A 13,885-nucleotide genomic window follows, 5' to 3' on the forward strand; every position below is an offset into this window, starting at 1 on the left:
ACCGTTCGTCTGTTGCAAGAGAGGTCGACATGTCCGAGGCACAGCCGCCCGCCTTTCCTTTTTCGCGCCGTCGCCTGCTGGCAGTGGCGTGCGCCAGTGCCGCTCTGGGCGGTGTACTGCTCAGCCCGGCCGCACGCACCTGGGCCGCGCTGACGCCCCAGGCAGCGACGGAGCTGGACGAGTTCATGACCCTGTCCCAGCGCCTGACCGGCCGCAGCAACCTCGACCCGCGCATCGGCGAACGCCTGTTCGGCGTCCTGGCCCAGCGCGACACGGCGCTGCGGCAGAGTCTCGCGGAACTGCTGGATCGCCTGGGCGACGCGCCGGCCACCTGGACCGAGCGCCAGCAGTGGCTGGCCCGGCAGATTCTCGGCGGCTGGTACCTGGGCCAGATCGGCGATGACACCAGCGCCACAGTGGTCACCTACGAACAGGCGCTGATGTTCCGCGCCGTGGACGACGTGCTGGTGATCCGCAGCTATTGCCCGAACAAGCCCGGCTTCTGGGCGGCACAACCGACCGAGCGGGGGGCCTGAGGATGGCCGATACGCAACGCGCCGATTTCGTGGTGGTCGGCTCCGGCGTCGCCGGCGCGCTGGTCGCCCATCAGCTGGCGCTGGCCGGCAAGGATGTGCTGATCCTCGAAGCCGGCCCGCGCATGGGGCGCTGGGAGATCGTCGAGCGCTTCCGCAACCAGGCGGACAAGTCCGACAACCAGGCGCCCTACCCGTCCAGCCCGTACGCGCCGCATCCGCAGTTCAAGCCGGACAACCATTACCTGATCCAGAAAGGCGAACACCCCTACGACGTGCAGTACATTCGCGCCGTGGGCGGGACCACCTGGCACTGGGCGGCGTCGGCCTGGCGCTTCCTGCCCAATGATTTCAAGCTGCTCAGCCTCTACGGCGTGGGCCGCGACTGGCCCATCGAGTACGCCGAACTGGAGCCCTGGTACCAGCGCGCCGAAGAGGAACTGGGCGTCTGGGGACCGGGTGACGAAGAGCTCGATTCGCCGCGCAGCCAGCCCTACCCGATGCCGCCGTTGCCGTTGTCGTGGAACGAGCAGCGCATCAAGACCCTGCTCAACGCCAACGGCTACCGCGTGGTCACCGAGCCGGTGGCGCGCAACAGCCGGCCCTACGATGGCCGGCCGACCTGCTGCGGCAACAACAACTGCATGCCCATCTGCCCCATCGGCGCCATGTACAACGGCATCGTCCACGTCGAGAAGGCCGAGGCCGCCGGCGCCCGGCTGATCGAGAACGCCGTGGTGTTCAAGCTGGAAAAGGGCGACGGCGGCAAGATAGTCGCGGCGCTGTACAAGGACCCGCAAGGCAACGAGGTGCGCGTCGAGGGCGACACCTTCATCCTCGCTGCCAATGGCATCGAGACGCCCAAGCTGATGCTGATGTCCGACGTCGGCAACAGCTCCGACATGGTCGGCCGCAACCTGATGGACCATCCCGGCACCGCCGTGCAGTTCTATGCCGATGAGAAACTCTGGCCGGGCCGCGGGCCGCAGGAAATGACCTCCATGGTGGGCTTCCGCGACGGCGCGTTCCGCAGCGAGTACGCGTCGAAGAAGATCCACCTGTCCAACCTCTCGCGCACCGACCAAGTGGCCGCCGAACTGATCCGCCACGGGCCGCTGCTGCTGGGCCACGACCTGGAAGCGAAGATCCGCGACCACGCCGCGCGCTTCGTGCGCTTCGACAGCTTCCACGAAATCCTCCCGCACCCGGAGAACCGCATCGTCCCCAGCGCCACCGAGCGCGACGCCACCGGCATCCCCAAGCCCGAATTCACCTATGCCATGGACGACTACGTGCGCAAGAGCGCGGTGCACACCCGCGAGGTCTATGCCCACGCAGCCAAGCTGCTGGGTGGCGAGGAGGTGAAGTTCGACGACAGCTTCGCCAACAACAACCACATCACCGGCACCGTGCTGATGGGTGACGACCCGAAGGATTCGGTGGTGGATGCCCAGTGCCGCTGCCACGACCATCCCAACCTGTTCATCGCCAGCAGTGGCGTGATGCCCACCGTCGGCTCGGTGAACTGCACCCTGACCATCGCCGCCCTGGCCCTGCGCCTGGCCGAACAGCTGAAGCGGGAGGCCAAGGCATGAAGCGTCTGATCCTGCTTGCCCTGCTCGCCGCTCCCCTGGCCTCGCACGCCGCCAAGGCCCTCGATCCCGCCCCGCAGAAGCTGCTGCAGCGCGGCGAATACCTGGCCCGCGCCGGCGACTGCGCCGCCTGCCACACCGCGCCGGGCGGCAAGCCCTTCGCCGGCGGCCTGCCACTGGCCACGCCGCTGGGCGCGGTGTATTCCACCAATATCACCCCCGACCCGAAGACCGGCATCGGCAGCTACAGCTACGACGACTTCGCCCGCGCCCTGCGCGACGGCGTGGCCAAGGGCGGCACCCGCCTCTACCCGGCAATGCCCTACACCGCCTACGCGAAGATCACCGACGAGGATATGAAGGCGCTCTACGCCTGGTTCCTCGAAGGCGGCGTGCAGGCCGTCGCGCAGCCCAACCAGGATTCCGATATCGCCTGGCCGCTGAACATGCGCTGGCCGCTGGCGATCTGGAACCTGCTGTTTCACCAGGATTCGGTCTACCAGCCCAACCCGAAGCAGAGCCCGGCCTGGAACCGCGGCGGCTACCTGGTCCAGGGCCTGGCGCATTGCGGCACCTGCCACACGCCGCGCGGCATGGCCTTCCAGGAGAAGGCCGTGGACGAACGCACTACCGGCTTCCTCTCCGGCGCCGCGCTGGGTGGCTGGTATGCCTTCAACATCACCCCCGACACCCACAGCGGCATCGGCGGCTGGAGCGACGCGGAGATCGCCCAGTACCTGAAGACCGGCCGCGTGCCGGGCAAGGCGCAGGCGGCCGGGCCCATGGCCGAGGCGGTGCAGCACAGTTTCCAGTACATGACCGACGCCGACCTGCTGGCCATCGCCAGCTACCTGCGCAGCGTGCCGGAGGTCAGCGATGGCGAACGCAAGGCACGCTTTGCCTGGGGCGAGCCGGCGGACGATGTGGTCACCTTGCGCGGCCAGGACTTCGCCGCACAAAAGCATGACGATGGTGCGCGCCTGTACCTGGGCAATTGCGCCAGCTGCCACTCCTGGAGCGGCGAAGGGGTGAAGGACGGCTACTACCCGATGCTGCTGAAGAACAGCGCCGTGGGCGCCCTGCAGCCGGACAACCTGGTGCAGGTGGTACTGGGCGGCGTGCACCGCAAGGTAGGCGACGAGGAGATGTTCATGCCGGGCTTCGCCGGCACGCTCAATGACGAACAGATCGCCACGCTGGTGAACTATCTCACGGCACAGTTCGGCAATCCGGAGGTAAAGGTCGACAGCGCGCGGGTCGCCGAAATCCGCCAGCCTTGAGCGGAGCTGGCGCCCTGCGCAGAAGGGATCACGGGCCGGCCTGATTAGCGTTGACAGGCCGGCAGCCCCTCGTCGAAGCTGCGCCGATTCGTGGAGTTGTCCTGCAGAACAATGGAAGTCGAATGCCCAAGCCGAAGAAGCCTGCTCCACGCCCGGAGATCCTGCCGCGCAAACCCTATCGCGGATGGCTGCTGGCCGCCTGTGCCGGCCTGCTGCTGGTTGCCACCCTCGGTCTGTGGTGGTGGGTGCAGAACAGCAACCCGGCGCTGCCGGTGTCTGCCAGTGCGCCCGCCAAAGCCCCGGCATCGACTCCCGCGCCATTGGCAGTTACACCGGCACCCACCACGACAATGGTCGACGAACTGCAATGCCAGGGCTGCCACCAGGCACAGTTCAAGAGCTGGCAGGGTTCCCACCACCAGCAGGCGATGAAGCCAGCTGCCGAGGGCAATGTGCTGGGGGACTTCGCCAACGTCACCTTCAAGGGCGAGACCGAGACCACTCGCTTTTTCCGCAAGGAGGGCGAGTACTGGGTCAATACTCCCGGCGCCGACGGCAAGCCGGCGGACTTCAAGGTGGCCTACACCTTCGGCTTCGAACCGCTGCAGCAGTATCTCCTCGAGTATCCGGGCGGTCGCCTGCAAGCCCTCGGCGTGGCCTGGGATAGCCGCAAGCACCAGTGGTTCCAGCTAATGCCCGGCCAGGGTATCGACCACAAGGACGAGCTGCACTGGACCCGCCCGGCGCAGAACGCCAACTTCATGTGCATCGAATGCCATACCACCGGTTTCAAGCGCAATTACACCGCCACCACCGACAGCTTCGCCAGCCACTGGAACAGCCTCGGCGTCGGCTGCCAGGCCTGCCATGGCCCGGCATCCCGGCACCTTGAATGGGCGCGCAAGCCCGACCGCAGCGCGGACAAGGGGTTCGAAGTGCCGCTGCAGAACGCCAGCCAGGCGACCATCGTCGAGACCTGCGCACGCTGCCACGCGCGCCGCGCACCGCTGGCCGACGGCTTCCAGAACAAGCATCGTTTCATGGACGACTACCTGCCCAGCACGCTGACCCGCGAGCTGTACGAGATCGACGGCAAGATCAAGGACGAAGTCTTCGAATGGGGTTCCTTCACCCAGAGCAAGATGTTCGCCAAAGGGGTCCAGTGCACCGATTGCCACAACCCCCACAGCGGCGAGCTGAAGGCACCGGGCAATGGCGTCTGCCTGCAATGCCACAACACGGCGGGCAAGCCGGTGCGCCCGCAGATCGACGGCAAGGGCCTGCAGGCGAAGAACTACGACTCGCCCGAGCACACACATCACCAACCCGGTACACCGGGCGCGCAATGCACCGCCTGCCACATGCCGGGGCGTTACTACATGGTCAATGACTACCGCCACGACCATGGTTTCACCCTGCCGGACCCCGCCCATGCCCGTCGCATCAGCGCGCCGGATGCCTGCCAGGCCTGCCACCGCGACATGCCCGGCAAGCAGCTCGGCGCGAAGTTCCGCGAGTGGTTCTCCAGCGAGCTGCCGGCCAAACCCAATGCCTCCAGCAACCCAGCGCCGCGCTATGACGACACCCTGTGGAAGGCGCGCAACGGCAAGCCCGGCGCCTCCCGCGCGCTGCACCTGCTGCTGGCGACGACCGACCTGCCGGCGATCCGCCGGGCGACCCTGCTTGCCGAACTGCCCAGCTACCCCAGCCAGCGTTCGCTGGAGCTGGTGGCCCTGGGCCTGAAGGACGCCGACCCGCTGGTACGCAACGCCGCCATCGAGGCTCTGCCGGCCCTCGCGGGCGCCCCACAGCAGGCCATGCTGCTGGCGCCGTTGCTCAATGACCCGATCCGCGCCGTACGCATCGCCGCGGCCTGGCAACTGGCCCAGCTCCCGCCACCGGTTCGCGCCAGCATCGGAGCGGCCCTGGGCAAGGGTCTCGAAGAGTACGAACAGGTCCAGCACGCCCTCGCCGAGCGTGCCGAGGCCAATCTCAACCTCGCCATGCTCTACCAGCAGACCGATCGGGGCGATCAGGTGGAGCCGGCGCTGCGCGCCGCCATTCAGCGCAACCCCGACTTCCTGCCCGCGCGGGTCACGCTGATCCAGTGGCTGGAGGGCAATGGCCGGGCAGCCGAAGCCAGGCAAGCGCTGGATGAAGGCTTGCGCCTGTTCCCCGCTTCCGGCCTGCTGCACCACGTCAATGGCCTCGGCCTGGTGCGCCAGGGGCAACGTACGCAGGCGCTCAAGGAACTGCGCGAAGCGGTGCGCCTGAGCCCGGACGACGACCAGTTCCGCTTCGTCCTGGCCATCGCCCTGCATGACACCGGCGACAGCGACGGCGCCTGCCACGAGCTGGAACAACTGCTGCAGCGCCACCCTGCCAACCGGACGGCGCGCCTGGCGCTGATCGACTACCTGCGCGAAACCGGGCAATTCCAGAAGGTGCAGCAGTTCACTGCGGAACTGGAGCAGCAGAATCCGGACGATCCGGCGCTAAAACGAGAGTGAAAATTCCGACGACAGGCCGGAACCGCTGAAACTTCCAAGGCTCTGATTGGCGCGCAATCATCCAAGGAGACACCATGCGTCGCCGTTTCGCCCCTGTCGTCGTAGCCCTTACCCTTCTCCCCCTCGCCTCGGCCATGGCCGAGGACCGCAGCTTCTGGCGCGGCGTCCTCACCTCCGGCGCCACCACCGCCTCGAGCTACCTGACCAGCCGTGACGATCACAAGCTGATCGGCCCGGCCCAGGACGACGCCGCCAGCTTCATCGCCACCGATGGCGCCATCCGCGGCCCCTACCTGGAGGCCACGCTGCAGCAGATGCGCAGTGCCGACCCGGCCCTGGCGCAAGCCAGCGACGCGGAGCTCGCCTCGGCAATCCTGGCCGTCCAGCGCTGACCCACGCGAGGCGCGCGGGCAACCGCTCGCGCACCTCGCGCGGATAATCTTGGAACTCCCACCAGCCGCTGCGCCTCTCACCTGTACACGGACCTTCCGGAGGTGGAACCGATGCGTACCGCGAAACTGGCCACTGCCTTTGCCCTGCTCGCCCTGCCCGTTGCCTCGGCCATGGCCGACGGCGACTTCTGGCGCGACGTCATCTCATCCGGCGCCACAACCGCGTCGACCTACCTGACCTTCAAGCACGACAAGCTGATCGTCGCCGCCCAGGACGATGCGAGCGCGTTCGTCGCCAGTGACGGTGCGATCCGCGGCCCGTACCTGGAGGCGGCCCTCACCCGCCTGCGCAGCGACGACGCCGCGCTGCAGGATCGCAGCGACATGGAACTGGCCAACGCCATCCTCGTCCGCCGAGATGACGCACCCGCCCAGTGATACCCACCGGCGCGGCCCGTGGCGCTCGCCGCGGGCCAAGCCGGCGGGGCGCGGCTGTGTTCTACTGACACTCCAATTCCGACACGGAGTGTCCCATGAACGATCCCATCCAGCCGCTGAAGATCACCCTGATCCTGCTGATCGTCAGTGAAGGCTTCTGGCTGCTCAGCCGCCTGCTCAGCGTGGTCGGCCTGGAGATCTATACGCTGCTGCCGTCCGCCGTCTACAACCTGATCGGCATGCTCAGCAATGTGCTGATGATCGTGCTGTTTGCGCTGCTGATCCGCCTGATCGGCCGGTTGCAGCTGAAGCCCTGAGGCCCTCCTGCCGGACCAGCTCGGTCCCACGCCCTAACGAACCCGTACGAAAAACAAAAAAGCCGCCCGAAGGCGGCTTTTTCAATTCAACGCACCGCTCATTCGCGGTAATCGTCCACCGGCACGCAGGCGCAGAACAGGTTGCGGTCGCCGTAGACGTTGTCCACGCGGTTCACTGCCGGCCAGTACTTGAAGGCACGGGTGTGCTCGGTGGGGGTCACCGCTTCGGCGATCTGATAGGGGCGATCCCACAGCCCGGTCACATCCGCCAGGGTGTGCGGCGCGCCCTTGAGCGGGTTGGCTTCGGCCGGCCATTCGCCGGTCTCGACCTTGGCGATCTCTGCGCGGATCGACAGCATTGCCTCGATGAAGCGGTCCAGCTCGTGCTTGGACTCGCTCTCGGTAGGCTCGATCATCAGCGTGCCCGGCACCGGGAAGGACATGGTCGGGGCGTGGAAGCCGTAGTCCATCAGGCGCTTGGCCACGTCCTCCTCGCTGATCCCGGTCTGCGCCTTGAGCGGACGCAGGTCGAGGATGCACTCGTGGGCAACGCGCTCGTTGCGGCCACGGTAGAGCACCGGGAAGGCGCCATCGAGCTGCTGGGCCAGGTAGTTGGCGTTGAGGATCGCCACCTCGGTGGCGTCGGCCAGTTGCGGGCCCATCATGGCGATGTACATCCAGCTGATCGGCAGGATGCTGGCGCTGCCCCAGGGCGCGGCGCTGACCGCGCCGTTGAGCGGGTTCGGGCCTTCGATGCGGATCACCGGGTGGTTGGCGACAAAGGGCGCGAGGTGCTTCTTCACGCCGATCGGGCCCATGCCCGGGCCGCCACCACCGTGGGGAATGCAGAAGGTCTTGTGCAGGTTCATGTGCGACACGTCGGCACCGATGTCCGCCGGACGCGCCAGGCCGACCTGGGCGTTGAGGTTGGCGCCGTCCATGTAGACCTGGCCGCCGTGGCCGTGGATGACCTCGCAGATTTCGCGGATGCCTTCCTCGTACACCCCGTGGGTGGACGGGTAGGTGATCATCAGGCAGGACAGCTGCTCGCCGGCTTCGGCCGCCTTGCGCTTGAGGTCCTCCATGTCGACGTTGCCGCCCTTGTCGCACTCGACGATAACCACGCGCATGCTCGCCATGATCGCCGAGGCCGGGTTGGTGCCGTGGGCCGAAGACGGGATCAAGCAGATATTGCGGTGCGCATCGCCACGGCTTTCGTGGTACTTGCGGATCGCCAGCAGGCCGGCGTACTCGCCCTGGGCGCCGGAGTTGGGCTGCATGCAGATGGCGTCGAAGCCGGTAATCGCGCAGAGCCAGCTTTCCAGCTCCTCGATCATCAGGCGGTAGCCCTCGGCTTGCTCGCGTGGCACGAAGGGGTGCAGCGTGGCGAATTCCGGCCAGGTGATCGGGATCATCTCGCTGGTGGCGTTGAGCTTCATGGTGCAGGAGCCCAGCGGGATCATCGCCTGGTTCAGCGCCAGGTCCTTGCCCTCGAGCTGGCGCAGGTAGCGCAGCATCTCGGTTTCGCTGTGGTGGCGGTTGAAGACGGGGTGGGTCAGGTAGTCGCTGCTGCGTTGCAGCGCGGCGGGAATGCCGTCAGCGACCTGGCCGGCGTCGAGCTGCGCCACATCCAGGCCATGGCCGGCGCCCAGGAAGATATCGAACAGGCTGGCGAGGGTCTCGGCGCTGGTGGTTTCGTCCAGGCTCACGCCCAGGCGGTCCTCGCCGACGATGCGCAGGTTCACGCGGGCGGCGCGGGCGCGCTCGACGATGGCCTGCTGCTGCGCGCCGACATCGAAGGTCAGGGTATCGAAGAAGTGCTGATTGACCGGCTTCAGGCCCTTGGCAGCGAGGCCGGCGGCCAGCACGGAAGTCAGGCGGTGCACGCGCTGGGCGATGCGCTTGAGGCCCTGCGGGCCGTGGTACACGGCGTAGAGGCTGGCGATGTTGGCCAACAGCACCTGCGAGGTGCAGACGTTGGAGTTGGCCTTCTCGCGGCGGATGTGCTGTTCGCGGGTCTGCAACGCCATGCGCAGCGCGGTGTTGCCACGGGCGTCCTTGGACACGCCGATGATCCGGCCCGGCATGGCGCGCTTGTACTCGTCGCGGCAGGCGAAGAAGGCTGCGTGCGGGCCGCCGTAGCCCATCGGCACGCCGAAGCGCTGGGCGCTGCCCAGGACCACGTCGGCACCCAGCTCGCCCGGCGGGGTGAGCAGCAGCAGCGCGAGCAGGTCGCTGGCGACGCAGGCGATCGCCTGCTGGGCGTGCAGCGCGTCGATCAGCGGGCGCAGGTCACGCACCTCGCCACGGGTATCCGGGTACTGCAGCAGCGCGCCGAACACCGGGTACTGACCGAGGTTGTCCACCTCGTCGACCACCACGTCGAAGCCGAAGGCTTCGGCGCGGGTCTGCACCACGGAGATGGTCTGCGGGTGGCAGTGGCTGTCGACGAAGAACAGGTTGCTCTTCGCCTTGGCCACGCGCTTGGCCAGCGCCATGGCCTCGGCGGCGGCGGTGGCTTCGTCCAGCAGCGAGGCGCTGGCGAGATCGAGGCCGGTGAGGTCGATGGTCATCTGCTGGAAGTTCAGCAGGGATTCGAGACGGCCCTGGGCGATCTCCGGCTGGTACGGGGTGTAGGCGGTGTACCAGCCCGGGTTCTCCAGCACGTTGCGCAGGATCACGGTCGGCGTCAGGGTGCCGTAGTAGCCGGTGCCGATCAGGCTGGTCCACAGCTCGTTCTTCAGCGCGTAGCCCTTCAGCTTGGCCAGTGCGCCCTGCTCGTCGAGGGCGGTCGGCAGGTCCAGCGGCCGGTTCAGGCGGATGGCCGGCGGGACCGTCTGCACGATCAGGTCGTCGCGATTTTTCAGTCCCAGGGTGTCGAGCATGGCTTGCTGCTCGGCGGCATCGGGGCCCAGGTGGCGGGCGAGGAAGGCATCAGGCTGGTGCAGCTGGGAAAGCGAAGGGGTGTTCGACATGGCCACGGTCTCGAAAGGGCGTTCCCTGAAAAGAACAGGCCCCGACGAATCGAGGCCTGTGTGTACAGCAGTGTCTTACGCGTCGGCGTCGCTGGCAGCGCGGTAGCCGGCGGCGTCGAGCAGCTTGTCCAGCTCGGCCGGGTTGCTCGGCTTGAGCTTGAAGAACCAGGAACCGTACGGATCGTTGTTCACTTCTTCGGGGGTGTCGGCCAGCACGTCGTTGACGGCGATGACTTCACCGCTTACCGGGGCGTAGATGTCCGAGGCGGCCTTCACCGACTCGACCACACCGGCTTCCTGGCCGGCGGCGAGGGTCTTGCCCACTTCCGGCAGTTCGACGAAGACCACGTCGCCCAGGGCTTCCTGGGCGTGGTCGGAGATGCCCACGGTGACGGTACCGTCGGCTTCCAGGCGCGCCCACTCGTGGCTGGCGGCGTAACGCAGGTCGGCGGGGATATTGCTCATCTTGTTGTTCCTCGAGGACTGGGCGACGGGCGGCAATGCCGCCCTATGCAATTTAGATCAGGGCTTTGCCATGACGCACGAAATTCGGCTGAACGACGCGAACCGGGTACCACTTACCACGGATCTCCACCTCGGCGCGATCGCCGGTGGCCGCCGGCACACGGGCCAGGGCGATGGATTTGCCGAGCGTCGGGGAGAAGCTGCCGCTGGTGATCTCGCCTTCGCCGACGCCGGCGACGCGGACCACCTGGTGGGCGCGCAGCACGCCGCGCTCTTCCAGCACCAGGCCAACCAGCTTGGGCGCATCGCCGGCGGCTTTCTGCGCTTCCAGGGCCTTGCGGCCGATGAAGTCGCGGCCTTCGGGTTCCCAGGCGATGGTCCAGCCCATGTTGGCGGCCAGAGGGGTGACGTCTTCGTCCATGTCCTGGCCGTAGAGGTTCATCCCGGCTTCCAGGCGCAAGGTATCGCGCGCGCCCAGGCCCGCCGGGGAAATACCGGCACCGACCAGGTCATTCAGGAAGCCCGGCGCTTCAAGGGCCGGCAGCATGATTTCCAGGCCGTCCTCGCCGGTGTAGCCGGTGCGGGCGATGAACCAGTCACCGTCGGCCTTGCCCTGGAAGGGCTTGAGCTCGCGGATCAGCGCGGCGCGGGCGGGAGTGACCAGCTCGGCAGTCTTCTCGCGGGCGTTGGGGCCCTGGACGGCCAGCATCGCGAGATCGGGACGTTCGGTCAGGGTGACGTCGAAGCCCTCGATATGCGCCTGCATCCAGGCCATGTCCTTGTCGCGGGTCGAGGCGTTGACCACCACGCGGTAGCCGTACACGCCGAGGTAGACGATCAGGTCGTCGACCACGCCGCCACGCTCGTTGAGCATGCCGCTGTACAGCGCCTTGCCCGGAACCTGCAGTCGTTCGACATCGTTGGCCAGGAGTCGCTGCAGGTATTCCTTGGCCTGCGGACCGGTGACGTCGACCACGGTCATGTGGGAAACGTCGAACACGCCGCAATCGCGACGTACCTGGTGGTGCTCTTCGACTTGCGAACCGTAGTGCAACGGCATGTCCCAACCGCCGAAATCGACGATCTTGGCGCCGAGGGCGACGTGCAAATCATAGAGCGGCGTGCGCTGTCCCATGGGTGTTCTCCTTCCGGGCGAGGCGGGTGCGGAGCGCGAGTACGGCCCGCACGAAACGCGCGCATTGTAGTCGCATGACCGGACTCTGGACAGCTTGTCCGACGGCCGATTCTCAGGGCCGCACAGAACCGGTCGGTCGCGCCGAGCGACGGATCAGCCCGATCACCGGGAACAGTCCCACCAGCACCAGCGTCAGCGCCGGCAGCGCGGCGCGCGCCCACTCGCCTTCGCTGGTCATCTCGAAGACGCGCACGGCCAGGGTGTCCCAGCCGAACGGACGCATCAGCAGGGTCGCGGGCATTTCCTTGAGCACGTCGACGAACACCAGCAGCGCGGCGCTCAAGGCTCCCGGCACCAGTAGCGGCAGATAGACGCGGAAGAACAACCCCGTTCCGCCGACGCCCAGGCTGCGGGAAGCTTCCGGTAGCGAAGGTCGAATTCTCGCCAGCGCACCTTCCAACGGGTTGTAAGCCACGGCCATGAAACGGATCAGGTAGGCGACCAGCAGCGCCCCGAGGCTGCCCAACAGCAAGGGCTTGCCGGCGCCGCCCAGGGCGCTGGACAGCGGAATTACCGCATGGTTATCCAGCCAGCTGAACGCCAGCATGATCGCCACCGCCAGCACCGAGCCGGGCAGCGCATAGCCCAGATTGGAGATGCCGATTGCCGAGCGCACCGCGGGCGTTGGCGACAGCCGCCGGGCGAAGGCCAGCAACAGCGCGACGGCCACCGTGATCAGCGCAGCGAAACCACCCAGGTACAGGCTGTGGAGGATCAACCCCCAGTAGCGCTCGTCGAGGTCGAAACGCCCTTTCTGCCAGACCCACACCACCAGTTGCAGCACCGGGATGACGAAGGCGCAGGCGAATACCAGCAGGCACCAGGCGCTGGCGGCGAGGGCCTTCCAGCCACGCAGCCGATACAGCGCCGCACCACGCGGGCGCTCGTTGGGCACACCGCTGCGGCCGCGGCTGTAGCGCTCGCCCAGCAGCACCAGCATGACGAACAGCAACAGCAGGCTGGCCAGCTGGGTGGCGCTGGAGAGGCTGTAGAAGCCGTACCAGGTCTTGTAGACGGCGGTGGTGAAGGTGTCGAAGTTGAACACCGACACGGTACCGAAATCCGCCAGGGTTTCCATGATCGCCAGCGCCAGCCCGGCGCCGATGGCCGGCCGCGCCATGGGCAGGGCGACGCGCCAGAAGGCGGCCAGGGGCGACAGGCCAAGCACCCGCGCCGCCTCCGTCAGGCCGCGCCCCTGGGCGAGGAAGGCGGTGCGCGCGAGCAGATAGACGTAGGGGTAGAAGACCAACACCAGCACGGTGATCACGCCGCCGGTGGAGCGCACGCGCGGCAGCCGCAGGCCGCTGCCGAACCACTCGCGCAGCAGCGTCTGCACGGGGCCGGAGAAATCCAGCAGGCCGACGAAGACGAACGCCAGCACATAGGCCGGCACCGCGAAGGGCAGCATCAGCGCCCAGTCCAGCCAGCGCCGGCCGGGGAATTCGCAGAGACTGGTGAGCCAGGCAAGGCTGACGCCGAGCACGGTCACGCCCCCCCCTACGCCGGCCACCAGCACCAGGGTATTGCCCAGCAGGCGCGTCATCTGGGTTTCCCACAGGTGCGACCAGATTTCGCGGTCGATTTCCGCCCAGCTCAGCAGCAGGACGCTGATGGGCAGCAAAACCAGGGTGGCGACGGCAAAGGTGATGGAGGTCCAGCGGTGGGTGCGCATGCGTTGCGTTATTCCAGGAGATCAGCCGGTGTTCGCAGGAAATGTCACCGAAGAACTGACGGCAACTTCCCTCATTGGTATCGAATTCGCCTGATCCTCATGCGACAGGGATAAAGCTCAAGCTAGTGCGGTCGAATCCGCCACTTTGCCATTCCAACCTGCCAAGGAAAAAGCCCATGTCCTCCCCTCGCTCTCTCTGCGGACTGCTGCTTCTGACACTGTGCGGCGCCGTTCAGGCCGACGAGCCCACTCCCATGGAGGCCTGCCTGCAAATGGCAATGACGCTCCTGGCCGAGAATCCGCAAGTACAGGAGCGCTGGCAGCAGACCTGGGTGGAGCCCTCGTCGATCCGCGAAGAGGCCTACGACGGCGAGGTGGACGGGCAGCACGCCAGCAAGCGCCTGACCGCCCAACTGCGCCGCGGCGACCAGTCGGACGGCCAGTTCATCTGCCTGCTGGCGGAGAACGGCAAGGCGCTTTCAGTGGATCACAAGGGCGACGCCGACAGCCAGTAAG

12 protein-coding genes are annotated in these 13,885 nt (G+C 67.1%); 8 read left to right on the forward strand and 4 right to left on the reverse strand.

Translation table 11 applies throughout. From position 1 onward, the window contains the following. Positions 1–29 precede the first annotated feature (29 nt). The 7 genes from PNI01S_RS12810 to PNI01S_RS12840 all read left to right on the forward strand — a co-directional run bounded on the left by PNI01S_RS12810 (position 30) and on the right by PNI01S_RS12840 (position 7,062). Positions 30–536, forward strand: a complete 507-nt coding sequence (locus PNI01S_RS12810; RefSeq protein ID WP_024767390.1) for a sugar dehydrogenase complex small subunit — start codon at positions 30–32, stop codon at positions 534–536. 2 nt (positions 537–538) lie between these two features. Beyond that, positions 539–2,128, forward strand: coding sequence for a GMC family oxidoreductase (locus tag PNI01S_RS12815; protein ID WP_084358376.1), 1,590 nt, complete (start codon positions 539–541; stop codon positions 2,126–2,128). Then, complete coding sequence (locus PNI01S_RS12820) at positions 2,125–3,405, forward strand: cytochrome c (protein WP_084358377.1); 1,281 nt, start codon at positions 2,125–2,127, stop codon at positions 3,403–3,405. Before PNI01S_RS12815 ends, PNI01S_RS12820 begins: the two co-directional genes overlap by 4 nt. Positions 3,406–3,527: 122 nt before the next feature. Further along, on the forward strand, positions 3,528–5,915 hold the full coding sequence (locus PNI01S_RS12825; protein WP_084358378.1) for a tetratricopeptide repeat protein: 2,388 nt from the start codon (positions 3,528–3,530) through the stop codon (positions 5,913–5,915). A 74-nt stretch (positions 5,916–5,989) separates the two neighbouring features. Then, complete coding sequence (locus tag PNI01S_RS12830) at positions 5,990–6,307, forward strand: DUF2388 domain-containing protein (RefSeq protein ID WP_084358379.1); 318 nt, start codon at positions 5,990–5,992, stop codon at positions 6,305–6,307. 111 nt (positions 6,308–6,418) lie between these two features. Continuing rightward, a complete protein-coding gene (locus PNI01S_RS12835) occupies positions 6,419–6,745 on the forward strand; it encodes a DUF2388 domain-containing protein (protein ID WP_024765733.1) in 327 nt (108 codons plus the stop codon). 95 nt (positions 6,746–6,840) lie between these two features. Then, positions 6,841–7,062: a hypothetical protein gene (locus tag PNI01S_RS12840; RefSeq protein ID WP_084358380.1), complete on the forward strand. Its 222-nt coding sequence runs from the start codon at positions 6,841–6,843 to the stop codon at positions 7,060–7,062. A 98-nt stretch (positions 7,063–7,160) separates the two neighbouring features. Here PNI01S_RS12840 and gcvP read toward each other — a convergent pair whose 3' ends face one another. The 4 genes from gcvP to PNI01S_RS12860 all read right to left on the reverse strand — a co-directional run bounded on the left by gcvP (position 7,161) and on the right by PNI01S_RS12860 (position 13,369). Next, positions 7,161–10,037 carry an aminomethyl-transferring glycine dehydrogenase gene (gcvP, locus tag PNI01S_RS12845; RefSeq protein WP_084358381.1) on the reverse strand — a complete coding sequence of 959 codons (2,877 nt, stop codon included), beginning with the start codon at positions 10,035–10,037 and terminating at the stop codon, positions 7,161–7,163. Positions 10,038–10,112: 75 nt separating this feature from the next. Next, positions 10,113–10,502, reverse strand: a complete 390-nt coding sequence (gene gcvH / locus PNI01S_RS12850) for a glycine cleavage system protein GcvH (protein ID WP_024765736.1) — start codon at positions 10,500–10,502, stop codon at positions 10,113–10,115. A 52-nt stretch (positions 10,503–10,554) separates the two neighbouring features. Next, entirely contained in the window at positions 10,555–11,637 is a 1,083-nt protein-coding gene (gene gcvT / locus PNI01S_RS12855) for a glycine cleavage system aminomethyltransferase GcvT (RefSeq protein WP_084358382.1), read from the reverse strand. 112 nt (positions 11,638–11,749) lie between these two features. Beyond that, positions 11,750–13,369 carry an ABC transporter permease gene (locus tag PNI01S_RS12860; protein WP_038803488.1) on the reverse strand — a complete coding sequence of 540 codons (1,620 nt, stop codon included), beginning with the start codon at positions 13,367–13,369 and terminating at the stop codon, positions 11,750–11,752. A gap of 176 nt (positions 13,370–13,545) precedes the next feature. On the opposite strand from PNI01S_RS12860, the gene PNI01S_RS12865 reads away from it, so the two are divergent. Continuing rightward, complete coding sequence (locus PNI01S_RS12865; RefSeq protein ID WP_024765738.1) at positions 13,546–13,884, forward strand: hypothetical protein; 339 nt, start codon at positions 13,546–13,548, stop codon at positions 13,882–13,884. Position 13,885: the final 1 nt, after the last annotated feature.

Origin of the sequence: Pseudomonas nitroreducens NBRC 12694 (genome assembly GCF_002091755.1) — a bacterium.
GTDB classification, from domain to species: domain Bacteria; phylum Pseudomonadota; class Gammaproteobacteria; order Pseudomonadales; family Pseudomonadaceae; genus Pseudomonas; species Pseudomonas nitroreducens.

Bases quoted from the DNA above. Each gene is read 5' to 3' on its own strand.
- PNI01S_RS12865 (WP_024765738.1), top strand. From the start codon at position 13,546: ATGTCCTCCCCTCGCTCTCTCTGCGGACTGCTGCTTCTGACACTGTGC.
- PNI01S_RS12840 (WP_084358380.1), top strand. From the start codon at position 6,841: ATGAACGATCCCATCCAGCCGCTGAAGATCACCCTGATCCTGCTGATC.
- gcvH (WP_024765736.1), bottom strand. From the start codon at position 10,502: ATGAGCAATATCCCCGCCGACCTGCGTTACGCCGCCAGCCACGAGTGG.
- PNI01S_RS12830 (WP_084358379.1), top strand. From the start codon at position 5,990: ATGCGTCGCCGTTTCGCCCCTGTCGTCGTAGCCCTTACCCTTCTCCCC.
- PNI01S_RS12825 (WP_084358378.1), top strand. From the start codon at position 3,528: ATGCCCAAGCCGAAGAAGCCTGCTCCACGCCCGGAGATCCTGCCGCGC.
- gcvT (WP_084358382.1), bottom strand. From the start codon at position 11,637: ATGGGACAGCGCACGCCGCTCTATGATTTGCACGTCGCCCTCGGCGCC.
- PNI01S_RS12815 (WP_084358376.1), top strand. From the start codon at position 539: ATGGCCGATACGCAACGCGCCGATTTCGTGGTGGTCGGCTCCGGCGTC.
- PNI01S_RS12835 (WP_024765733.1), top strand. From the start codon at position 6,419: ATGCGTACCGCGAAACTGGCCACTGCCTTTGCCCTGCTCGCCCTGCCC.
- gcvP (WP_084358381.1), bottom strand. From the start codon at position 10,037: ATGTCGAACACCCCTTCGCTTTCCCAGCTGCACCAGCCTGATGCCTTC.
- PNI01S_RS12810 (WP_024767390.1), top strand. From the start codon at position 30: ATGTCCGAGGCACAGCCGCCCGCCTTTCCTTTTTCGCGCCGTCGCCTG.
- PNI01S_RS12820 (WP_084358377.1), top strand. From the start codon at position 2,125: ATGAAGCGTCTGATCCTGCTTGCCCTGCTCGCCGCTCCCCTGGCCTCG.
- PNI01S_RS12860 (WP_038803488.1), bottom strand. From the start codon at position 13,369: ATGCGCACCCACCGCTGGACCTCCATCACCTTTGCCGTCGCCACCCTG.